Source organism: Vibrio sp. VB16, assembly GCF_015594925.2.
GTDB lineage: Bacteria > Pseudomonadota > Gammaproteobacteria > Enterobacterales > Vibrionaceae > Vibrio.
Genome location: NZ_CP087590.1, coordinates 2,950,329 through 2,972,421 on the forward strand (window position 1 = coordinate 2,950,329; position 22,093 = coordinate 2,972,421).

The following is a 22,093-nucleotide window of genomic DNA, read 5'->3' on the forward strand; positions in this document are numbered from 1 at the left end:
ACCTCCTTGCTGAAATTAATCTTCGTCGCTAAACCAACAGATGTTACGTGCAGCCATAATTAATTCGCCTGCTCGTTCTTCTGTTAGACCTTCGATGCCTTCTAGGTCATCGATGCCTTGTTCAGCTAAATCTTCTAGTGTTGCAACGCCTTTGGCTGCAAACTTAAATGCCAATTCACGTTCTAGACCTTCGAGACCTAATAGGTCCTCTGCTGGTTCTAGACCATCGAATGACTCTTCTTGTGCAAGAGCTAACGTTGTTAACGCATCTTTAGCGCGGCCACGTAACTCTTCAACGATCTCTTCATTCAGACCGTCCACTTCTAATAATTCATTAACGGGTACGTAAGCGACTTCTTCTAAAGTTGAGAAGCCTTCTTCAACTAGCATCTCTGCGAACTCTTGCTCTATATCAAGATACTTCATGAAGTTTTCGATAGAAGCGACGGATTCTTCTTGGTGCTTCTTCTGTAACTCTTCGACCGTCATTACGTTCAATTCCCAACCAGATAGTTGAGAAGCTAAACGCACATTTTGACCATTACGGCCAATCGCTTGTGCGAGATTATCGGCTTCAACAGCGATATCCATAGCATGCGCATCTTCATCAACAATAATCGATGCAACATCAGCTGGCGCCATTGCGTTAATAACAAATTGTGCAGGATTATCATCCCAAAGCACGATATCGATACGCTCACCGCCTAGTTCACTAGATACGGCCTGAACACGAGCGCCACGCATACCTACACACGCCCCTACAGGGTCTATGCGGCGATCATTTGTCTTCACTGCGATCTTAGCTCGAGAGCCAGGATCACGTGCAGCCGCTTTAAGTTCAATCAACTCTTCAGCAATCTCTGGCACTTCGATACGGAAAAGCTCTGTCAACATTTCAGGCTTTGAGCGACTAATGAACAACTGGAATCCACGTGCTTCTGGTCGCACTGAATATAGAAGGCCACGAATACGATCGCCTGGACGGAAGTTTTCACGCGGAAGTTGGTCATCACGCATGATTACCGCTTCGGCGTTGCTACCTAAATCAATAATAATTGATTCACGATTTACCTTTTTGACTACACCAGTAACCAGTTCGCCTTCGTTATCGATAAACTGCTCAACAACTTGGGCACGCTCAGCTTCACGTACTTTTTGTACGATAACTTGCTTAGCCGTTTGTGTAGTAATACGGTCAAACGTAACGGATTCGATATCATCTTCGATGTAATCGCCCAGTTCAATTGTTTCGTCCTCGTATTGCGCAGCTTCAATAGAGATCTCTTTGGTTGGACTCTCTACTTCTGCAACCGCCATCCAGCGACGAAACGTACCAAAATTACCTGTTTTACGGTCGATTTCGACACGAACTTCAATCTCCAGTTCGTGTTTTTTCTTCGTGGCTGTCGCTAATGCAATTTCTAACGCTTCAAAAATACGCTCACGAGGAACCGCTTTTTCGTTAGAAACAGCTTCAACAACTGCTAAAATTTCTCTGTTCATTAATCTAGCCTCTCAAACAATTCTCTCTAGGAGAACTAAAATTTAGGGATCAGGTTAGCTTTCGAAATATTGCTCATTGCAAATTCTTCAGTTTGTTCTTCAGCGATGATAGTTATCAATTCACCGTCAACTGCATGAATAACACCTTTCCATTTACGGCGGTTACCCATAGCCATTTTGAGAACAATATTGACCTCGTGACCAATAAATTGTTGGTAATGCTCTGTTTTAAAAAGTGGTCTCTCCAAGCCAGGAGAAGATACTTCCAAGCTATACGCTACCGAGATTGGATCTTCGACATCTAGCACTGCACTTACCTGACGGCTTACTTCAGCACAATCATCAACATTAATGCCGTTTTCACTATCAATATAAATACGTAAAGTTGAGTGTTCGCCTGCGCGAATAAACTCGAGACCGACTAATTCATAACCCGACGCTCCTACAGGAGACTCAAGCATTTCAGTTAGTTGCCTTTCTAAACCAGTCATTTAACCACTCCAGAAACAAAAAAAGGGCTCAGAGCCCAATCTAAACCCCAAGCAATAACACTGTATTTCGACCTAATTGGCGAAGTACAGATAATAAAAAACCCCGAAAAAGTCGGGGTTTATTATTGCTGGACCCTGATAATACTAAATAATAACCAAAAATAATTATTATTTAGTTCATAGTTAATGTGACTCTGTAAATCGCCATTAACTATGAAAACTTATAAATCAGACTCAGTGAGTATTGGTTGCGGGGGCCGGATTTGAACCGACGACCTTCGGGTTATGAGCCCGACGAGCTACCAAACTGCTCCACCCCGCGTCCGACTGTCGAGCATTATACGCTCAACAGATTGATTTACAAGTTACATCAACCTAATCCTGACATTACTATCAATCTTAAATTAATGGTGCCGAGAGAGGGACTTGAACCCTCACACCCTAAGGCACTAGCACCTCATGCTAGCGTGTCTACCAATTTCACCATCTCGGCATTTAAAGCTTATGCTTTTTAAAAAACAATCAATAAATTAATAACAATTGTCATTTTAAAACAATTACTTATTGAGGAATTTCGTCGCCACTCTTTTCAGCGGGAATTTCACTCGGTACGTCTGCAGCTTCTTCTTGGATTATTTGACCTTGTGTAGGGTCAATCCATTGAGACTCAGTTTGATGTGTTGCCATGTTACCAAACATCAGAGCTACAGCGAAAAATACAGTTGCACATATTGCAGTCATTCGGGTTAGGAAACTTCCTGAGCCACCAGCACCAAACACTGTGTTTGAAGCACCGGCACCGAAAGATGCTCCCATATCTGCGCCTTTACCTTGTTGAATCAAAACAAGACCTATTACACCAGCCGCTGCCAACAGGTAAACCACAAGTAATATAGTAGTCATTTTTCCACCTATGTTACTATTTGCCTAACTAGCAACGCCTATAATAAATAAAGGCAAAGCTAACGACCTCCGGTATCGAAGGCCGAGCAATACTATAGGATTGGTATTAGGCTGACAAGTAAAAATTTACACTTAAATACTAAGTGGTTAATTAAGCGTCAAAGCTCGACCTAACCGCATCGGCGATCTTTAACGCAGACGACTTCACAAGTTCTTCGTCTTCACCCTCAACCATTACACGAATTAACGGTTCAGTACCTGATTTTCTTAAAAGGACTCGTCCTTTTGAAGCCAGTTTTTGTTCCACTTCTTTCGTCGCATTGATAACCGCTGACGCTTCTAATGGATTAGAATTACCGCTGAATCGTACATTTTCCAATACTTGAGGATAAAGCGTCATGCCTTCCGTCAGTTCTTTGAGGGACATTTCGCTGCCTATTAGCGATGCTAAAACCTGTAACCCAGCGACAATAGCATCACCGGTGGTAACTTTATCAAGCAAGATGACATGTCCGGAGTTTTCGGCACCGATAGACCAACCTTTTTCCTGTAGTTGTTCCATAACATACCTATCACCAACAGCCGCCCGAACAAAGGGTATACCTAGTTGCTTGAGACCGTTCTCCATACCAAGGTTTGTCATTAATGTACCAACCACACCACCTTTCAACTCGCCTCGTCGCAAGGCATCACGGGCGATGATATAAGCAATTTGATCACCATCCACCTTATTGCCTTCGTGATCGACCATAATAATACGATCACCATCCCCATCAAATGCTAAACCTAAATCTGCTTTTTCTTCCACGACTCGTTTCTGAAGCGCTCTGACATCGGTCGCACCGACCTCAGCATTAATATTGGTACCGTTAGGCTCAACCCCTATTGTTATGATGTCTGCGCCCAGCTCTTTAAACACTGAAGGGGCAATATGGTACGTCGCGCCATTTGCACAATCCAAAACGATTTTAAGGGTGGTTAAATTAAGGTCTTTCGGAAAAGTACTCTTGCAAAACTCAATATACCGTCCTGCGGCATCGACAAGTCTCGCCGCTTTACCGAGTTCGGCAGACTCCACGCAGACAAGTTCTTTATCTAATTCAGCTTCAATTGCCAACTCAACTTCATCAGGTAACTTCATCCCCTCAGACGAAAAGAACTTTATGCCATTATCATAATATGGATTATGAGAAGCAGAAATAACGATACCTGCTTCAGCACGAAAAGTCTGAGTTAGATACGCAATAGCTGGTGTAGGCATTGGCCCAGTTAACGTTGCATTTAGCCCTGCTGCTGCCAGCCCAGCTTCTAATGCCGATTCAAGCATGTACCCAGAAATTCGAGGGTCTTTACCAATAATAACCTGTTTAGTGCCCTGCTTAGCGAGAACTCGTCCAGCAGCCCAACCTAGTTTTAGTATAAAATCCGGCGTGATTGGGAACTGACCAACTTTGCCGCGTACACCATCGGTACCAAAATAACGTCTTTCTGACATAGGGAATTTCCTACTTAAATAGTTTTATATTCATTTAGACATTGGACAATCTTTAATGCATCCAACGTCTCTTCAAAATCATGCACTCGTATAATTTGTGCACCTTTTAATGCCGCGACAGTTGCACAAGCAACACTCGCGGCCACCGTCTCAGGCGGTTGTTTATTTAACACATTAAACAACATGGATTTCCTAGACATACCAACGAGTAATGGAAACCCAAAATGGTGAAAACTCTCTAATTTATCAAGCAATTGATAATTATGCTGTAACGACTTACCAAATCCGAAACCAGGATCTAAAATAATTCGACTTTTATCAATACCAGCATTTTCACAAGCTGCTATTCGGCCCACTAAAAAATCTTCTATATTTGAAAAAAGGTCGCTATATATTGGATTAGACTGCATCGTTCGTGGCTGTCCTTGCATATGCATAAGACAGACGGGCACATCAAACTGAGCGGCTACTTCTAGTGTTCCTGGTTCATTCAGCGCACGGACATCGTTAATAATGTCGGCTCCAGCGTCTATCGCATGCCGCATCACCTCGGCTTTACTCGTATCGATTGAGATCCAGATGTTAGAATGCTTCCGTATTGCCTTAATCACAGGAATCGTTCTTGAGAGCTCTTCTTGTAAAGTAACGTCAGGTGCCCCAGGACGAGTTGATTCACCTCCGATATCAATGATAGCTACACCCGCCTCTATCATTTTTTCAGCGCGAACTAAAGCATCGTTAATATTGTTGTAGTCACCACCGTCAGAAAATGAATCAGGGGTCACATTTAATATTCCCATTACCTTGGCGGTATCTAGGTTAAGCTCTTTGTTGTTGGATTTTAATATCATCATTAGGCATATTGAATATACAAAAAGACCCCGATTATATCGAGGTCTTGGTTTTATTTATTCAGAAATCACTCAGATTTGTTATCTTTCTCAACATCACTTTGATCTTCTGCTTTTTCTTCAGGCGATTCGTCTACCGGTTTTTCTGGTGACGTTTCTTTCTTCGCACTTCCGCTCAGTACTTCTTTTGCTTCGTCACGCGATTTCTTCACTAGATCTGCAGAGTCAGTCGTCCAACCTTGAGGTTCGCGTATTTCGTCTTTACGCGCCATTAAGTCATCCAGCTGTCCTGCATCAATGGTTTCATATTTCATCAACGCATCTTTCATAGAATGCATGATATCCATATTTTCTTCCAAAATCTTCTGAGCGTGTTTGTAGTTTTTATCGATAATGATACGAATCTCATCATCGATTAACTTAGCGGTATCATCAGACATGTGTTTTGTCTGTGTGACACTACGACCAAGGAATACTTCACCTTCTTCTTCTGCGTACAAAAGAGGACCCAGTTTTTCAGAGAAACCCCATTGAGTCACCATCTTGCGTGCGATATCAGTTGCACGTTCAATGTCATTTGAGGCACCTGTTGATACTTTATCCGCACCGTAAATGATCTCTTCCGCGAGACGTCCACCATACAGAGTCGCAATCGATGACTCTAATTGCAAACGAGACATGCTGATACGATCCTGTTCTGGTAAGAACATCGTCACACCCAGAGCACGACCACGTGGGATAATAGATACCTTATAAACAGGATCATGATCTGGCACTAAAAGACCGACAATTGCGTGACCCGCTTCATGGTAAGCCGTCGATTCTTTTGACTCTTCAGACATAACCATTGAGTGGCGCGCCGCGCCCATCATGATCTTATCTTTCGCGAGTTCAAACTCAACCATAGACACATTGCGCTTGTTACCACGAGCAGCGAAAAGTGCGGCTTCGTTTACAAGGTTTGCTAAATCCGCACCAGAAAAACCAGGCGTACCACGAGCGATAAGCGAAGGTTCAACATCATCAGATAAAGGGACTTTACGCATATGTACTTTTAGAATCTGCTCACGACCACGAACGTCAGGAAGACCAACCATAACTTGGCGGTCAAAACGTCCAGGGCGTAATAATGCTGGATCAAGTACATCTGGGCGGTTTGTTGCTGCAATGACGATAATACCTTCATTACCTTCAAAACCATCCATCTCAACAAGCATTTGGTTTAGCGTTTGTTCTCGTTCATCATGTCCACCACCAACACCAGCGCCACGTTGACGACCTACGGCATCGATTTCATCGATGAAAATAATACAAGGTGCCGCTTTTTTTGCCTGTTCAAACATGTCACGCACACGAGATGCACCAACACCAACAAACATTTCAACAAAATCTGAACCTGAGATAGTAAAGAACGGTACTTTGGCTTCGCCAGCAATAGCTTTTGCCAAGAGCGTCTTACCTGTACCAGGAGGACCAACCAACAACACACCCGTTGGTATTTTACCGCCTAGTTTTTGGAATCGACTTGGATCACGTAAGTAATCTACCAGTTCTTTCACATCTTCCTTGGCTTCGTCACAACCTGCAACGTCGCCAAATGTGGTTTTGATTTGCTCTTCGCTCATCATACGAGCTTTACTCTTGCCAAAGGACATCGCGCCTTTGCCACCGCCGCCTTGCATTTGACGCATGAAGAAAATCCACACACCAATAAGCAGGATCATCGGGAACCAAGAGATAAAGATAGAACCAAGCAAACTTTGCTCTTCAGGTGGAGAACCCTGAACCTTTACGTTCTGATTTATGAGATCATCAAGCAACTTATTGTCATAGAAAGGCATATAAGTAACGTTGCGAGAGTTGTCGCTACGATAGAATACGATTTCTTGATTATTAAAGGTTGCTTCACGAACTTGGCCTTGTCCCACTTCTTGTACGAACGTGGTGTAATCCACCGTTCTGCCGTTACTTTCACCAGGTCCAAAACTCTGGAATACCGACATCAAGACAACAGCGATTACCAGCCATAGAATTAAATTTTTTGCCATGTCACTCAAGGTGGCAGCCTCTCGATAACTAATTGTAATTAAAAGTAGAGTACTACAGATCGTTGTCCGTAGCTACAGCGCGTTAGTTAGCCTTTATAACCAGTGGCTACTATATAGACTTCTCGAGAACGAGCTCTCGATGAGTCTGGTTTTCTTATTCTCACGACTTTAAATATGTCGCGTACATCTTTCACGTATTGGTCGAAGCCTTCACCTTGGAACACTTTAACAACAAAGCTACCATTAGGAGCAAGAACCTGTCGGCACATATCAAGTGCAAGCTCTACTAAATACATAGCTCTTGGTTGATCAACTGACAAGTTTCCCGCCATATTAGGCGCCATATCTGACATAACCACATCAACCATATTCGGTTGAATTTTTGCTAATAGTGCCTCTAATACTGCATCTTCCCTAAAGTCACCTTGTAAAAAATTCACTCCGGCAATGGAATCCATTGGCAAAATATCACACGCAATTACTTGGCCTGCATCGCCAACGACTTTGGTCGCATACTGTGACCATCCTCCTGGAGCTGCACCCAAATCTACAACAGACATGCCTTGTTTAAGCAATTTGTCTTTTTCTTGAATCGCTTCAATCTTAAATATAGCACGTGAACGATAACCTTTTTTCTTTGCCTCGTTGACATATTTATCATCAAGGTGTTCTTTAAGCCAACGTCCAGAACTTGCTGAAAGTTTCGATTTACTCATTCTATTCCTAGTAAATTTCGACAAATAACCAAATAAGTATGGTAGAAAAATTAGTCTTCGTGATTAGATGGCGCTAAAATACGGTTTTTCAACCCCGAATCCGCTTAACTTTCAAAAATTATCATGCGATTTTTTAATCTTTTGAAACTTGAGCACTTTTAACTACTAACATAATTGGCCGCGTAATGAATCTAAGCACCAAGCAAAAACAGCACCTTAAAGGCCTAGCACACAACTTAAAACCAGTTGTGCTAATGGGCGCGAACGGATTGACCGAGGCTGTTCTGGCTGAAATAGAACTGGCCCTTGATCACCACGAATTAATCAAAATTAAAGTTGCATCAGAAGATAGAGACACCAAGGAACTCATTATTGATGCAATTATTCGTGAAACTAAGGCCGAAAAAGTACAAGGCATAGGTAAAGTTTTAGTTATTTATCGCCAATCTGAACAACGAAAAATTGAGATACCTAGAAAGTAATTAATGAATCATTCTGTAACAGAATGATAAAAAAGGTCGCAATTAAAGCGACCTTTTTTATATCTCGAACTCATTATACGTCTAAACGTATAAGACTTTATCGATTTCGTAGTCCTTATCTCCACCAGGGGTAGAAATAATCACTTCATCACCTTCCAACTTGCCAATGAGGCCACGTGCGATTGGTGAGGTTACAGAAATACGACCCGCCTTAATATTCGCTTCATCTTCGCCGACAATTTGATACGTGGATTCTTCTTCTGTATCTAAATCAATTAAGGTCACCGTAGTACCGAAGATAATTTTACCCGTGTTATCCATTTTAGTAACGTCGATAACTTGGGCTACTGATAGCTTATATTCAATATCTCTAATTTGCGCCTCACAGATACCTTGCTCTTCTCGAGCGGCATGATATTCAGCGTTTTCTTTTAAATCACCTAATTCACGAGCCTCTGCAATTGCAGCCGATATAAGCGGGCGACGTTTCAATAATATTTCTAATTCTTCACGTAGTTTTTTTTCACCACGTAGAGTCATTGGGACTTTTTCCATTTTAAACCTCTAAGACCAAAGTCAGCTTTGGACAATACAAACCCGCTCAACAAGTGCTGAGTGGGTTTAGGAACGAATTGATTTTGATTAGTGTAAACAAAGATCAGTGATTAATCATCTATATTCACGTTTTGTATCACAAAAACAAACCTGAACAGCAACTTTGTGCTTTTTTACTCATTTCATTTCAAATCAATAACTAAAAAAATCTAAAAAACATCGATTTACTTATAATTCTCACTAGTCATAAATGCAAAATAAAACTCAAACAATCAGCAACTTAACAATGATCGCACAGTGTTCGATTGTGGTTTTTATATAATTTTACTAACGAGTCATGGAACTTTCGCTGTACAAATTGTTCACGAGGAAACACAACACCTTGAAGTCTATATAAAGAGTTTAGGCAATTTCGGGTGCTGTAATAGTCCGTGTTTAAACCAAAAAATTATTTACCCCTTAGATAATTTGTCAGATTAGGAATGATCCACATGAACAAGAAAATTTTAGTTTTAGCAGTATCCGCAGCGACTTTGTCAACAGGCGCTTTTGCTTCAGCTGACGGCAAGCAAGCTGGTTCTATAGACGGTACAACAGTATATAGTTCAAATGGTAACAGCTTAGAAATAGGTGGTCGTGCAGAAGCGCGTATGTCTATTAAAGATGGTACTGCTGATGACAAATCTCGTGTACGTTTAAACTTCTTAGGTAAAACTGAAATCACCGATGATTTTTACGGTGTCGGTTTCTATGAAGGTGAATTCGTTACTTCTGACGCCGGTGCTTCTACTGATTCAAACAGTGATAGCATAACTAACCGTTATGCATACGCTGGATTTGGTGGCACATTTGGTGAAATCACTTACGGTAAAAATGATGGAGCTCTTGGAGTCATCACAGACTTCACTGATATCATGGCATATCACGGTAACAGCGCTGCTGACAAAATAAATGCAGCGGACCGTGCAGATAACATGGTTTCTTACAAAGGCGCATTTTCTGACTTAGCAGTAAAAGCAAGCTACCGCTTTGCTGATTCTCAAGATGATAACGTAAATGGCGGTTATACAGACAATGGCCAAGACGGCTATTCTCTATCAGCTATTTATAGTGTAGCTGATACTGGCCTTGCTTTAGGTGCTGGTTACGCAGATCAAGACCAAAACAATGAGTACATGCTTGCTGCATCATACAAGATTGGTGCTTTCTATGCTGCGACTACGTTTACCGACGGAGAGAAAGATTTTGATGGCGCTCAATATAGTGGCTCAAGCAACTTCTCTGGCGTTCAAGACTACACAGGTTACGAACTCGCTGCTGCATACAAAATGAATCAAGTTGTATTCACTACTACATACAACAACGCAGAAACTGGTAGCCACACATCAGCTGACAACGTAGCAGTAGATGCAACCTATTACTTCAAGCCTAACTTCCGTACATACATCTCTTACAACTTCAACCTATTGGACAAAAATGACCAACTAGGTACTGGTACAGTTGGTGAGCGTGGTGCAGAAGATGAAATCGCACTAGGTCTTCGCTACGATTTCTAATTCATTATTGGATTAGCAAGAAGTTGATTACTTAGAAAACGCCTGCTTTTGATAGCGGGCGTTTTTTTTATTCTATATACTCAATTTTCTTAAATTTATCACACTAATCCCACTAGGTTAGCTATGCGCACAATTATCACACTTATATGTGTAGGATTCTCAAGTTACCTATTCGGATACGCTCCTATCGACACCTTACCCCAAGGCAGTCGCGTTAGCTTATTGGTAAACAATTCAGTTGGTTCACCTTTATCTATCAACTCAGACCAACTTTTCCCACCAGCCAGTACTTTGAAAATAATTACTGCATTAGCAGCAAAATTGGAGCTCGGTGATAATTTCAGATTCAAAAGTCAATTAGAGTCGAAAGACAACGACATTATTGTGCGCTTCTCTGGTGACCCAACGCTAACAACAAAAAATTTAGATGACTTATTTAAACGAATATCCCAACAAGGGATGAGTTCTATAAAAGGAAATATTTGGCTTAATAATGGTATTTTTACTGGATACGAAAGAGCTGTTGGTTGGCCATGGGATATCTTAGGGGTCTGTTATAGCGCTCCTTCTAGCGCAATAACACTCGATGGAAACTGTGTACAAGCATCTATCTATACCAATGTAGATGGAACGACTCGAGTCTACGTACCAGAGCACCAGCCTATTACTGTGCGAACGACGGCTATTACCGTTTCCAAAGATGAACAGAAAGAGAGGCAGTGCCAACTAGAGTTACTGACTTCAGATAACAATACCTATCACCTTTCTGGTTGTTTAACGGAGATGAAAAAACCTTTGCCGCTAAAATTTGCAGTACAAGAAACACAGGCTTACACAGAGTCCGTTATCCGTAGATTACTGGCTAAACATCAGATTTCATTCAATGGTCAGATCGCTAAACACAATGACATACAAGGGAAAATCGTTGCATCCCATGCATCAATTCCTTTAAATGAAATGTTGGATACCATGCTAAAAAAATCATCCAACCTAATTGCCGACAATATTACTAAAACGCTCGGTTCTCGTTTCTATTCTCAAGCTGGTAGTTTTAATAATGGCACTGAAGCAATTAAACAGATTATTTTTTCTAACAGTGGTATAGATTTAAGCGACGCCCAATTAGCGGATGGTTCTGGTTTATCCAGAAACAATCGAATCACGGCTCGCAACATGAGTAGAGTACTCGATTATATCTGGAAGAATGACTCAACCCTCAATTTAATGAAAATGTTGCCAAAATCGGGTGAAACTGGCACTTTAAAATACAGAAAAAGCATGCAAAAACCATCTATTAAAGGATACATGCAAGCGAAAAGTGGCTCCGTATATGGCACCTATAATATGGCTGGATATGTGTTAGATGAAAATGGCCGACCAAAATCAATCTTTGTGCAATTTATTAGTGACTACTTTCCAAATAAAGAGGAGAAGGAATCTAATTCACTCCCCTCTGTATATCGGTTTGAACAGGCCTTCTATCGAGATCTGATTAAGCTATCCCCAAAAAGTAGTTCACTACCGTAAAATAGATCCACATCCCAGATATATCAACAATAGAAGCAAGCACCGGACTCACCAATACTGCTGGGTCCAACTTGCACGCTCTCGCCAATATCGGGAGTAGCCCCCCCAATGTCGTCGACATAGTAACCTGAATAAACAGCGCAATAGCAATCGCTAGCGCGACAATATTGATATCGAAGCCTCCCATTGCTCCAGAGTCACTGAAGAGTAAAATACGCGCGACGATGACCAACGCGATGACCAACGCTAAGCAAATGGCTATACGACTTTCTTTCAAAAAAACCTTAAACCATTGCCGTTTTTTTAGTTCGCCCGTCGCTAACGCTCTAATCACTAGTGTTGCCGCTTGCGAACCTGTATTCCCCCCTGCGGCCGCGATGACGGGCATATATATCGCTAGCAATACCAATTGACTTAACGTGTCCTCATATTGCGAGATAATAAGGCCCGATACGATACCCAATAAGGCAAGCATCACTATCCATCCCACACGTTGTTTTACATGGTCCAAAACGCCAGTGGAAAGGTAACCTTTCGTGGGTTCAGCCTCCGAGCGTATAAAGCCTAATTGGTGAGCATAGTGCCGTGCTTGCTTATCAAAGCCCTGAAGTTCGAGCTGCTGAATTAGATGTTGCACATAACCAACGGTGCAGTGCTCAAGAATCCCCACCGCCTCCTCTATTGGCATAATAGTCAGAAAATGAATTTGTTGGTCTTGTTCATATTGCAAAAAAGCATTTCTCGCAGCCCCTATTTCTATGAATGAAAAGGCGCTATTTGTTTCTAAATATTCATGGTTTATTACCGTCATGGCGAATCTCCCGATTAGCTGACGACCATCATTATCACCGTTCAAAAAAAACCAAACACAAGAATGCTTTATTGATTTCAGATCGGTAATTTAAATAATATCTGGAGAAAAATAGAGAGGAGGGATGAAACAAAAGATCGCCTACTGTTGGGTAGGAATGAAGAATGCCAATACCGTCGCGGTTATCTTTCTCCCTTGATACTAGGAGGATGGTCGATATTGTTCATATAAATCTCCAAGGTTACTGCGATTTGCAGCGAGCGCATTCTATCACTATAGGACATATTTTCACGTCAGTTTAATGTAAAAAAGGCGCTATAAAAGCGCCTCTGCATAATGATTATGGAATAATCATTAATTCAGTGTGATACGGGCAAATTTACGCTTACCTACTTGATATACCGCTGTTCCTGTTTCAGGAATCAGTTTCGTATCTTCTATTTTATCCCCATCAATCTTTGCCGCACCTTGGCGAATCATTCGCATAGCATCTGATGTTGAATTCACTAAACCCGCTTCTTTCAGCAAATTACCAATGGCAATACCTGACTCAAATTCAAACTCTGGCATTTCATTTGGCATCGCACCTTTTTGGAAGCGATTAATAAATTCCTGTTCCGCTGCTTCAGCGTCTGCTTCTGTATGGAAACGAGCAATAATTTCTTTCGCAAGTAGAATTTTAATATCACGAGGATTTTTGCCAGCTTCAACATCGGTTCTAAACCGCTCAATTTCTGCCAATGGACGAAAGGATAGTAACTCGTAGTAACTCCACATAAGAACATCAGAAATAGACATGATTTTACCAAACATATCATTAGGCGCATCACTCACACCGATGTAGTTATGAGCTGACTTGGACATCTTCTTCTCACCATCAAGGCCAACAAGAAGAGGCATAGTAAGCACACACTGAGGCTTCTGACCGTTTGCCTTCTGCAGTTCACGCCCCATTAGTAGGTTAAACTTTTGGTCTGTGCCACCTAATTCGACATCTGTCTCCATCGCAACAGAATCGTATCCTTGAAGAAGTGGATACATAAATTCATGGATCGCGATTGGTTGATTGTTCGAATAGCGTTTTTTAAAATCATCTCGCTCTAACATACGTGCGACGGTTTGATTTGAGGCCAAGCGAATCATTCCTTCAGCGCCAAGCTCCGATAACCATTCTGAGTTAAACTGAATTTTAGTTTTCTCAGGATCTAGTATCTTAAATACTTGTTGTTTATACGTTTCTGCATTTGCTAATACATCTTCACGAGTCAGTGGTGGTCGCGTTGTATTCTTACCTGATGGGTCACCAACCATACCAGTAAAATCGCCGATCAAAAATGTGACTTCATGCCCCAACTCTTGAAACTGACGTAATTTATTTAGTATAACGGTGTGTCCTAAATGAATATCAGGCGCCGTTGGATCTGCGCCTAACTTAATACGTAAAGGACGATTCTCTTTCAGTTTTGCAATCAGTTCTTCTTCCGGTAAAAGTTCATCAATACCGCGCTTTATCTCAGCCAATGCTGCTTCTATACTCGCCATTCTTGTTAACTCCCACAGATTTGGCAAAAATTAATAGTTGCACAGTTTACTTGAATAGCTATGTATTTTGAAACCAGTTAAACTCAGTATTGACGAATTTCACCAAATTTAATAATTATCGACCATGCTTTCTACTTTTTTTCGACTTCCGATTATCCATCGCGCCCTGATTTTACTGTTTTCAGCGCTAATTACCGTTGTTATTTTTCTTCCTGATAGCGAAGATCTAACTAAAAACCAAAATACTCTAGAAATTGGTCGACACTATCCCCTCGCCATATCTCTCGAAACGTTAGAAACAAACAACAGTATTCTGCCTGAATCAGTCGTTCGCTGGGAGAAATATAAAATAGCCTCCGGTGAAAGTGCCGCTAAGTTATTCAATAGAATTGGATTATCGGCACAACTACTACACAAACTTATCTCTAGTGATACAGAAATCAACAAACAGCTTTCTCGTCTTCGCGTGGGTGAAGAACTCACATTTGGTTTTGATGAAAACCACGAGTTATTGCAGATAAAACGAGTTATCACTCCATTTGAAACTTTTCGAATAAGTAAAGCCGATATTGGATATAAAGCGGCATTCGAAACGAAAACCGTTAATATTCAGTTTAATTACACGGAAGCTGAGATCAGCTCTAATTTCTGGAACGCTGCACTTTCCGCCGATCTAACGCCCAATCAAATAATGGAACTTGCCGGTATTTTTGGTTGGGATATAGATTTCTCCCTTGATATTCGTGCGGGCGACAGTTTTAGAGTGCTCTATGAAGAAAAAGTGGTCGAAGGAGAAAAAATGGGACGCGGGCGAATTATTGCTGCCATTTTTTCTAATCAAGGCGAAACGTTTAAGGCAATACTTGACGACAACACAGGCAACTATTACGACGAAAACGGCAGGGCAATGAAAAAGGCGTTCTTACGTTCTCCAATAGACTTTAGGCGGGTAACGTCCAACTTTAACCCAAGGAGACGCCACCCCGTCACTGGTAAAGTTGTTGCTCACCGTGGGACCGATTATTCTGCCCCAGTAGGAACACCTATATGGGCTGCTGGTGACGGCGTAGTGGAAAAATCCGGCTATAACCAGTACAACGGCAACTATGTATTTATACGCCACAGCAACACTTATATTACTAAATACCTACATATGACACGTCGCTATGTTAAAACCGGCCAGCGAGTTAAACAGGGGCAATCCGTCGGGACATTAGGTAGTACGGGGCGTGTAACTGGTCCTCATCTTCATTACGAATTCCTCGTTAACGGTGTTCACAAAAACCCAAGAACCGTCAAATTGCCTCAATCAAAATCGCTTAAAGGGCAAGCAAAGACGGAGTTTATGACCAACGCGAAAGACAGGCTCTCAAAATTAGAGCGATACGGACAACTCCTATTCGCCAATCAAAGTTAACGCATTACATCGACAATTATCGCCTTTAATATCACTAAAAAACGAATAAAAAAGGCCGCTAAAATACTCAAATTAAAGCCCTCTATTCACTTAGAATAGAGGGCTTTAAAATTAACCTAGATTTGAGCTTAAAGAAGCTTAACCACGATGAATTGCATCGTTCGCTTGTTTAAGAAGGTTTTGGCTTTCAGTCATAAACTGTTGCGAGTAGTCACCAAACCAATCACTCACCTTCTCAAAGCTTTCAACAAATGTGGCTTTGTCATGACCTTCAAGTACTTTGATCGCTTCACCGAAACTAGTATGGAAACGCTTAATCATCTCTATATTTTCTTCCGATGATAAAATAATATCACCGTATAGGTTTGGGTCTTGAGCAAATAGTCTACCCACCATAGCGAGCTCCAAGCGATAGATAGGTGAGCTCAACTGTAACAACATATCTATATTAGGGTTTTCACGACTTAAATGGAGACCATATGCAAACGAAGTAAAGTGACGCAAAGCCTGAATTAACGTCATTCCATGATCATGCTCTTTCGCATCGATATTACATAAGCTGGCACCCCAAATACCAAATTGCTTTAACAACCATTGATATTCCTCACTACCGCGACCATCACAATAGACAATAACCTGTTTTGCCAGGCTCGGTACATCAGGTCCAAACATTGGGTGTAAACCAACCACTGGGCCACCGTGAACACTCAGCATTTTTTCTAGTGGTTTAGATTTTATCGAGGTTAAATCACAAAGAATACAGTCATCAGGTAGCGCGTTTAATTTCTCTATAACGCCCGTTGTTAAGTGAATAGGCACGGTAACAACGACTAAACCAGCATCATGTAACAGATCATCAGCATTATCCCAATCTTTACTACCTAATACTTTCACTTGATACCCAGAAAGTGTAAACATACGACCGAATAAACTGCCTAATTGGCCATTACCACCAATAATAACAACAGGGCCCAATGAAGGCGCTAAGCATTTGAAACCAGAATCTTTTTCACTCGCATATGACTCTCGCATTGTTCTGCGTAGAATATCTTCAATTAGCTGAGGTGGAATACCACGCTTCTCTGCTTCTTGTCGACGAGAAGCAAGCATTGCCGCTTCTCTATCAGGGGCATAGATAGGCAAACCGTGTTCACTCTTGACTTCTCCGACCTTTTCGACGAGAGAAAGACGACGAACCAGAAGCTCAATCATCTGCTTATCTACTTCGTCAATTTGATCACGTAACTCACTTAATTCAACTGCCATCAAATTTGCCTATATCTGTATTTACTAAATAAAAAATGAAGCTGCTAAAAGCCGCTCCACTGTTTGGTAAAATTATTCGTCACTTCTATCTCTTAAATCAGTGACTCATCACTTAACTCTATCTTGTAAGAATGGCACCAACTCTTTATGTGCATTGCGTAATAGTGCCTCAGTTGATTGCCAATTAATACATGCATCTGTGATAGATACCCCGTACTCCATCTGCTTTAATGGTATATCAGATGGCTGATTCCCTTCGTTCAAATGACTTTCTATCATTAATCCTATGATAGATTTATTACCTTCGCGTATTTGAGAAATTGCATCTTCAGCGACCAAAAGCTGGCGACGATAGTCTTTACGTGAGTTGGCATGACTACAATCTATCATTAAAGCGGCATCAAGGTCATATTTGGCTAACTCACCTTCACACTCAGCAACAGAAACTGAATCATAATTCGTTTGTTTTCCTCCACGCAAAATCACATGGCCATTGCTGTTCCCTTGAGTAGTCAGAAGCGCGACCTGCCCTTCTGTATTAATTCCCATAAAACGGTGACTAGAAGAGGCTGCCTGCATCGCATTGATCGCTGTCGATAGACTACCGTCGGTGCCATTCTTGAATCCAATAGGCATAGAAAGCCCACTTGCCATTTCACGGTGAGTTTGTGACTCAGTAGTACGAGCACCTATCGCTGCCCAACTGAATGTATCAGAAAGATATTGTGGACTAATCGGGTCCAATGCTTCCGTTGCTAAAGGGATGTCCATTTCAGCCAAATCAACCAATAACTTACGGCCCACATGCAACCCATGCTCGATATCAAAGGTCCCATCTAATTGAGGGTCATTTATAAGGCCTTTCCAACCAACCGTCGTACGTGGCTTTTCGAAGTAAACACGCATAACGATGTATATCTGATCCTTAAGCTCTGCAGAAAGTGCTTTAAGGCGTTTCGCGTACTCCATCGCAGCATCTACATCGTGAATTGAGCATGGACCACAAACAACCAATAAACGATGATCCTTCTTGTGTATAATGTTTGAAATCGTCTGACGAGATTCCTGGATAAACTGTCTTGCGTTATCGCTAAGAGGCAATTTCTGTTTTAACTCATTAGGAGTGATTAAAACCTGTTCATCACTGATGTTGATATTGCTTAATGTGCTTTTTTTCATCTTATTTTCCGTAAATATTTTTTTACACTTAGTTTCGTCAGTGATTCGTAACAGCCAACTTAATGCTTAATTTACCAGTATTAATAAAACTTTCAAGTGTAAATAAATAAAAACATTTTGTGTAAAAATAAATTTACACATCATTAGCTAATACCACGTGTTATAAATATGATCTAGGTTCTACGCAATTTACCTAATCTCGCATAAAATGGCATTGTAATAACTTCTACTGGGCTAAACATATGGAATTGATTCTCTCGTTGTTACAACAAATGTGCGTATATCTTGTTTTGGCTTATATGCTCAGTAAAACGCCCGTATTTTTACCCCTACTCAATATTTCAAACCGTCTTGAAAACAAGCTTAACTGTTACGTAATTTTCTCGCTATTTTGTATAATGGGAACCTACTTCGGGTTGCAAATTAATGATGCCATCGCTAACACTCGTGCAATCGGCGCTGTCATGGGCGGCATTTTTGGCGGGCCTATTGTTGGTTTTGCTGTGGGCTTCACCGGAGGTATACATCGTTATACCTTGGGTGGTTTTACTGACATCGCGTGTGCGATATCAACAACAGCTGAGGGCGTAATTGGTGGTGTACTTCATAGTTACTTAATAAAAAAAAATAAGCAGGAACAACTGTTTAATCCTAGCGTCGTTTTTTCTATCACCCTCTTCGCTGAAATCATTCAGATGTTCATTCTTCTTATTGTGGCAAAACCTTTTGACCAAGCTTATACCCTCGTCTCCGCCATCGCGGCACCTATGATTATTGCCAACTCAATTGGTGCTGCACTTTTTATGAGTATTCTACAAGACAGAAAAACCATTTTCGAAAAATATTCAGCCACCTTTTCCCGAAGAGCTCTTAATATTGCTGAACGATCTGTCGGTATTTTGAATTCTGGGTTTAACTCTAAAAATGCGGCAAGAATAGTGCGAATTGTTTATGAAGAAACGAATGTGGGAGCCGTCGCAATAACGGACACAAATAAAATACTGGCGTTTGTCGGTATTGGGGATGACCATCATAAACCGGACACCCCTATCTCGTCTCAATGTACATTGGATGCCATTGAAAAAAATGACATCATTTACTTAAATGGTAAAGACAATCCTTATCAATGTTCTATTTCCGAAAACTGCAAATTGGGGTCAGCACTCATTATTCCTTTAAGGGCTGGCGATAAGGTCGTCGGAACAATAAAGCTCTACGAACCTAAGCGAAAACTATTCTCTACTATCAATATGTCCATGGCTGAAGGAATAGCTCAACTGCTTTCAAGCCAAATTCTTTATGGAGACTATCAACAACAACAGATGTTGTTATCTCAGTCTGAAATAAAGCTTCTCCACGCTCAAGTTAACCCTCATTTTTTATTCAACGCACTCAACACAATTAGTGCTGTTATTCGTAAAAACCCTGACAAGGCAAGAGAGCTTATTCAACATCTTTCTCATTTTTTCCGCAGTAATCTTAAACAAAATATAGAAACGGTTAGCTTAAAAGAGGAGTTAGCTCACGTAAATGCCTATCTAACTATCGAGAAGGCACGCTTCAGTGATCGATTAGAAGTAGAGATGAATATTAGCTCTGAATTACAGGATAGAAAAGTACCGAGTTTTACGCTACAACCTCTCGTTGAAAACGCGATTAAACATGGTGTGTCCCACATGTTAGAAGGTGGAAAAGTTAAGATTTACAGCCAATGTAACGACATGGGCTGTGAAATAATTGTTGAAGATAACGCTGGAAGCTATCTAGAACCAAGGAAAGATCATAAAGGTTTAGGTATGCAAATTGTGAGCAAGCGCTTATCTAATTACTTTGGCCGTGACGGGGAGCTAAAAACTTACGTCGAAAAAGACCAAATAACACGAATGAGCTTTATCATTCCTAATGAGAAATAACACAATAAGGGATCATAATGCTTACTGCATTAGTCATCGATGACGAACAGCTAGCTCGCGAAGAACTCGCCAATCTATTGCATGACACTAATAATATTGAAGTTATAGATCAAGCCAGCAATGCAATTGAAGGACTGAAAAAGATCAATGCATTGAAACCTGATGTTATTTTCTTAGACATTCAGATGCCTCAAATATCAGGCATTGAACTGCTTGCAATGCTTGATCCCGATACCATGCCAATGGTTGTCTTTGTTACTGCTTTTGATCAATACGCCATTCAAGCATTTGAAGACAATGCATTTGATTACCTGTTAAAGCCTATCGAAATAAAACGACTAGAAAAGACGGTTTGTCGTTTAGTAAAACAACATAACAAACAAATTGAGACACAAGATTTGTCTATACTGGCCCCCGCATCATTGGAACAAGTCCCCTGTATAGGCTTAAATAGAATCATGATTATTCCAACTCGAGACGTCGAATATGCATTCAGTGATATCAGCGGTGTACATATCCGAAGCGCAGAGCAAATCGCATCCAGTCAGTTGACATTAAAAGTATTAGAGGAAAAGACCGATCTTCTTCGCTGCCACCGACAATACTTAATAAACACTAAGGCCATCAAAGAAATAAAATTGTTAGAAAATGGCTTAGCCGAAATTATAACGCGAAATGATTATCCGGTTCCGGTTAGCCGTCGATACCTAAAATCACTAAAAGAGAAATTAGGTATTGTCTAAATCATCTAGAGCTTAGATTAACAATGAGTTAGCCAACAACTTTTTTCATTGCTTCACTAGCCTCAATCCACTCCCTCGATCGCTTTAGTTCTGACAATGTAAAACTTTGCGTCTTAAACAACGTTTCTGCTATTGGGGTCTGGACGATTGGAAGCCTGTCTAAAATGTCCACACTACGGTTGCGATTATTACAAAGTAACAACATATCACAACCAGCGGCTAGCGCCTGCTCTGCTCGTTCTACGGCACTACCCATTACCGATGCCCCTTCCATATTCAAATCGTCCGAAAAGACAACACCTGAAAAGCCTAATTTTTCACGCAAAACGTCTTGCAACCAATACTTAGAGCCACTTGCAGGTTCTGAATCGTAATGAGGGTAGATAACATGAGCTGGCATCATCGCATCTAAAATGCCCACCTCGATCTGTGCTTTAAAAATAGCCATATCAGTTTCAAAAATAGTATCTCTATGGTCATAAGGCGTCTCCAAGTGAGAATCAGCAATAACACCGCCGTGCCCGGGGAAATGCTTTCCAGTGGTCGCCATGCCTACCCGTTTCATACCCTTCATGTAGGCGGTACTATTCTTCAATATAGTGTGGATGTCATTACCGAATGCGCGACTTCTTATCGCCTTGCATTCGTGTCCTTTATCCAAAACAGGAGCAAAGCTAAGATCTATGTTGTGCGCTATCAATTCTGCCGCCATCAACCAACCGGCTTGATGAGCTAATTTTTCACTATTTTCATATTGTGAGAGGGCTTGCGCCGAAGGAATAAGAGTAAAGCCTTGTCGAAATCGCTGAACCAAGCCTCCTTCTTGATCCACACCAATAAGGGCGCGACCTTTACTTACTTTTCGGATGTCATCACACAGGGCCAATAACTGCTCATTATCGTGGAAGTTTCTAGAGAATAAAATTAACCCACCGACCGTTGGGTGTTGCAGGATCTCTCTATCTTCTGCGTCTAGCTCGTATCCTGAAATATCAATCCAAAGTGGCCCCATCTATAATCTCCTGAAAATGTTGATGTACAATCAAAAAATGATTATAACCTTAAGTACCTTAGATATAATCAATTTCCAATACG

At 41.1% G+C, this 22,093-nt stretch carries 19 protein-coding genes and 2 tRNA genes; 6 read left to right on the forward strand and 15 right to left on the reverse strand.

Annotation, left to right across the window (positions count from 1 at the left end; translation table 11 throughout):
- Positions 1-15: 15 nt before the first annotated feature.
- From nusA to rlmE, 9 genes are all read right to left on the reverse strand, one after another.
- The gene (gene nusA, locus IUZ65_RS13445) at positions 16-1,503 is read right to left on the reverse strand and encodes a transcription termination factor NusA (protein WP_195704204.1); all 1,488 of its coding nucleotides are present in this window, start codon (positions 1,501-1,503) and stop codon (positions 16-18) included.
- A gap of 35 nt (positions 1,504-1,538) precedes the next feature.
- Complete coding sequence (rimP, locus tag IUZ65_RS13450) at positions 1,539-1,994, reverse strand: ribosome maturation factor RimP (RefSeq protein ID WP_195704205.1); 456 nt, start codon at positions 1,992-1,994, stop codon at positions 1,539-1,541.
- A gap of 245 nt (positions 1,995-2,239) precedes the next feature.
- Positions 2,240-2,316: transfer RNA gene (locus IUZ65_RS13455), tRNA-Met, on the reverse strand.
- An 86-nt stretch (positions 2,317-2,402) separates the two neighbouring features.
- Positions 2,403-2,487: transfer RNA gene (locus tag IUZ65_RS13460), tRNA-Leu, on the reverse strand.
- 68 nt (positions 2,488-2,555) lie between these two features.
- A complete protein-coding gene (secG, locus tag IUZ65_RS13465; RefSeq protein ID WP_195704206.1) occupies positions 2,556-2,897 on the reverse strand; it encodes a preprotein translocase subunit SecG in 342 nt (113 codons plus the stop codon).
- 151 nt (positions 2,898-3,048) lie between these two features.
- Positions 3,049-4,392 (reverse strand): phosphoglucosamine mutase, encoded by a 1,344-nt coding sequence (gene glmM / locus IUZ65_RS13470; protein ID WP_195704207.1) that lies wholly within the window; start codon positions 4,390-4,392, stop codon positions 3,049-3,051.
- Positions 4,393-4,406: 14 nt separating this feature from the next.
- Entirely contained in the window at positions 4,407-5,243 is an 837-nt protein-coding gene (gene folP, locus IUZ65_RS13475; protein WP_195705119.1) for a dihydropteroate synthase, read from the reverse strand.
- Positions 5,244-5,311: 68 nt separating this feature from the next.
- Entirely contained in the window at positions 5,312-7,291 is a 1,980-nt protein-coding gene (ftsH, locus tag IUZ65_RS13480) for an ATP-dependent zinc metalloprotease FtsH (RefSeq protein WP_195704208.1), read from the reverse strand.
- An 86-nt stretch (positions 7,292-7,377) separates the two neighbouring features.
- Positions 7,378-8,007, reverse strand: a complete 630-nt coding sequence (gene rlmE / locus IUZ65_RS13485; protein WP_195704209.1) for a 23S rRNA (uridine(2552)-2'-O)-methyltransferase RlmE — start codon at positions 8,005-8,007, stop codon at positions 7,378-7,380.
- Between the two features lie 185 nt (positions 8,008-8,192).
- On the opposite strand from rlmE, the gene yhbY reads away from it, so the two are divergent.
- On the forward strand, positions 8,193-8,489 hold the full coding sequence (yhbY, locus tag IUZ65_RS13490) for a ribosome assembly RNA-binding protein YhbY (protein ID WP_195704210.1): 297 nt from the start codon (positions 8,193-8,195) through the stop codon (positions 8,487-8,489).
- Between the two features lie 81 nt (positions 8,490-8,570).
- On the opposite strand, the gene greA is transcribed toward yhbY, so the two are convergent.
- The gene (gene greA / locus IUZ65_RS13495) at positions 8,571-9,044 is read right to left on the reverse strand and encodes a transcription elongation factor GreA (protein ID WP_195704211.1); all 474 of its coding nucleotides are present in this window, start codon (positions 9,042-9,044) and stop codon (positions 8,571-8,573) included.
- A gap of 491 nt (positions 9,045-9,535) precedes the next feature.
- On the opposite strand from greA, the gene IUZ65_RS13500 reads away from it, so the two are divergent.
- Entirely contained in the window at positions 9,536-10,600 is a 1,065-nt protein-coding gene (locus IUZ65_RS13500; RefSeq protein ID WP_195704212.1) for a porin, read from the forward strand.
- Between the two features lie 123 nt (positions 10,601-10,723).
- Entirely contained in the window at positions 10,724-12,127 is a 1,404-nt protein-coding gene (gene dacB, locus IUZ65_RS13505) for a serine-type D-Ala-D-Ala carboxypeptidase (RefSeq protein WP_195704213.1), read from the forward strand.
- On the opposite strand, the gene IUZ65_RS13510 is transcribed toward dacB, so the two are convergent.
- Positions 12,093-12,938 (reverse strand): magnesium transporter, encoded by an 846-nt coding sequence (locus IUZ65_RS13510; RefSeq protein WP_195704214.1) that lies wholly within the window; start codon positions 12,936-12,938, stop codon positions 12,093-12,095. The genes dacB and IUZ65_RS13510 overlap by 35 nt on opposite strands.
- 354 nt (positions 12,939-13,292) lie before the next feature.
- A complete protein-coding gene (gene tyrS, locus IUZ65_RS13515; RefSeq protein WP_195704215.1) occupies positions 13,293-14,480 on the reverse strand; it encodes a tyrosine--tRNA ligase in 1,188 nt (395 codons plus the stop codon).
- Positions 14,481-14,604: 124 nt separating this feature from the next.
- On the opposite strand from tyrS, the gene IUZ65_RS13520 reads away from it, so the two are divergent.
- Positions 14,605-15,897 carry a peptidoglycan DD-metalloendopeptidase family protein gene (locus IUZ65_RS13520; RefSeq protein WP_195704216.1) on the forward strand — a complete coding sequence of 431 codons (1,293 nt, stop codon included), beginning with the start codon at positions 14,605-14,607 and terminating at the stop codon, positions 15,895-15,897.
- 138 nt (positions 15,898-16,035) lie between these two features.
- Here IUZ65_RS13520 and tyrA read toward each other — a convergent pair whose 3' ends face one another.
- Together tyrA and IUZ65_RS13530 are read right to left on the reverse strand one after the other, a co-directional pair.
- Positions 16,036-17,163 carry a bifunctional chorismate mutase/prephenate dehydrogenase gene (gene tyrA, locus IUZ65_RS13525; protein WP_195704217.1) on the reverse strand — a complete coding sequence of 376 codons (1,128 nt, stop codon included), beginning with the start codon at positions 17,161-17,163 and terminating at the stop codon, positions 16,036-16,038.
- Positions 17,164-17,271: 108 nt separating this feature from the next.
- Positions 17,272-18,342 carry a 3-deoxy-7-phosphoheptulonate synthase gene (locus IUZ65_RS13530; protein ID WP_195704218.1) on the reverse strand — a complete coding sequence of 357 codons (1,071 nt, stop codon included), beginning with the start codon at positions 18,340-18,342 and terminating at the stop codon, positions 17,272-17,274.
- A gap of 242 nt (positions 18,343-18,584) precedes the next feature.
- Here IUZ65_RS13530 and IUZ65_RS13535 point away from each other — a divergent pair, with 242 nt between their 5' ends.
- Together IUZ65_RS13535 and btsR are read left to right on the forward strand one after the other, a co-directional pair.
- Positions 18,585-20,255 carry a sensor histidine kinase gene (locus tag IUZ65_RS13535; RefSeq protein WP_195704219.1) on the forward strand — a complete coding sequence of 557 codons (1,671 nt, stop codon included), beginning with the start codon at positions 18,585-18,587 and terminating at the stop codon, positions 20,253-20,255.
- A 17-nt stretch (positions 20,256-20,272) separates the two neighbouring features.
- A complete protein-coding gene (btsR, locus tag IUZ65_RS13540) occupies positions 20,273-20,998 on the forward strand; it encodes a two-component system response regulator BtsR (RefSeq protein WP_195704220.1) in 726 nt (241 codons plus the stop codon).
- Positions 20,999-21,026: 28 nt separating this feature from the next.
- Here the strand turns inward: btsR and nagZ are convergent, their stop codons facing one another.
- Positions 21,027-22,010: a beta-N-acetylhexosaminidase gene (gene nagZ / locus IUZ65_RS13545; RefSeq protein WP_195704221.1), complete on the reverse strand. Its 984-nt coding sequence runs from the start codon at positions 22,008-22,010 to the stop codon at positions 21,027-21,029.
- Positions 22,011-22,093 lie beyond the last annotated feature (83 nt).

Bases quoted from the DNA above. Each gene is read 5' to 3' on its own strand.
- rlmE (WP_195704209.1), bottom strand. From the start codon at position 8,007: ATGAGTAAATCGAAACTTTCAGCAAGTTCTGGACGTTGGCTTAAAGAA.
- rimP (WP_195704205.1), bottom strand. From the start codon at position 1,994: ATGACTGGTTTAGAAAGGCAACTAACTGAAATGCTTGAGTCTCCTGTA.
- nagZ (WP_195704221.1), bottom strand. From the start codon at position 22,010: ATGGGGCCACTTTGGATTGATATTTCAGGATACGAGCTAGACGCAGAA.
- nusA (WP_195704204.1), bottom strand. From the start codon at position 1,503: ATGAACAGAGAAATTTTAGCAGTTGTTGAAGCTGTTTCTAACGAAAAA.
- btsR (WP_195704220.1), top strand. From the start codon at position 20,273: ATGCTTACTGCATTAGTCATCGATGACGAACAGCTAGCTCGCGAAGAA.
- folP (WP_195705119.1), bottom strand. From the start codon at position 5,243: ATGATATTAAAATCCAACAACAAAGAGCTTAACCTAGATACCGCCAAG.
- IUZ65_RS13520 (WP_195704216.1), top strand. From the start codon at position 14,605: ATGCTTTCTACTTTTTTTCGACTTCCGATTATCCATCGCGCCCTGATT.
- IUZ65_RS13530 (WP_195704218.1), bottom strand. From the start codon at position 18,342: ATGAAAAAAAGCACATTAAGCAATATCAACATCAGTGATGAACAGGTT.
- ftsH (WP_195704208.1), bottom strand. From the start codon at position 7,291: ATGGCAAAAAATTTAATTCTATGGCTGGTAATCGCTGTTGTCTTGATG.
- greA (WP_195704211.1), bottom strand. From the start codon at position 9,044: ATGGAAAAAGTCCCAATGACTCTACGTGGTGAAAAAAAACTACGTGAA.
- secG (WP_195704206.1), bottom strand. From the start codon at position 2,897: ATGACTACTATATTACTTGTGGTTTACCTGTTGGCAGCGGCTGGTGTA.
- tyrA (WP_195704217.1), bottom strand. From the start codon at position 17,163: ATGGCAGTTGAATTAAGTGAGTTACGTGATCAAATTGACGAAGTAGAT.
- yhbY (WP_195704210.1), top strand. From the start codon at position 8,193: ATGAATCTAAGCACCAAGCAAAAACAGCACCTTAAAGGCCTAGCACAC.
- IUZ65_RS13535 (WP_195704219.1), top strand. From the start codon at position 18,585: ATGGAATTGATTCTCTCGTTGTTACAACAAATGTGCGTATATCTTGTT.
- IUZ65_RS13510 (WP_195704214.1), bottom strand. From the start codon at position 12,938: ATGACGGTAATAAACCATGAATATTTAGAAACAAATAGCGCCTTTTCA.
- tyrS (WP_195704215.1), bottom strand. From the start codon at position 14,480: ATGGCGAGTATAGAAGCAGCATTGGCTGAGATAAAGCGCGGTATTGAT.
- IUZ65_RS13500 (WP_195704212.1), top strand. From the start codon at position 9,536: ATGAACAAGAAAATTTTAGTTTTAGCAGTATCCGCAGCGACTTTGTCA.
- dacB (WP_195704213.1), top strand. From the start codon at position 10,724: ATGCGCACAATTATCACACTTATATGTGTAGGATTCTCAAGTTACCTA.
- glmM (WP_195704207.1), bottom strand. From the start codon at position 4,392: ATGTCAGAAAGACGTTATTTTGGTACCGATGGTGTACGCGGCAAAGTT.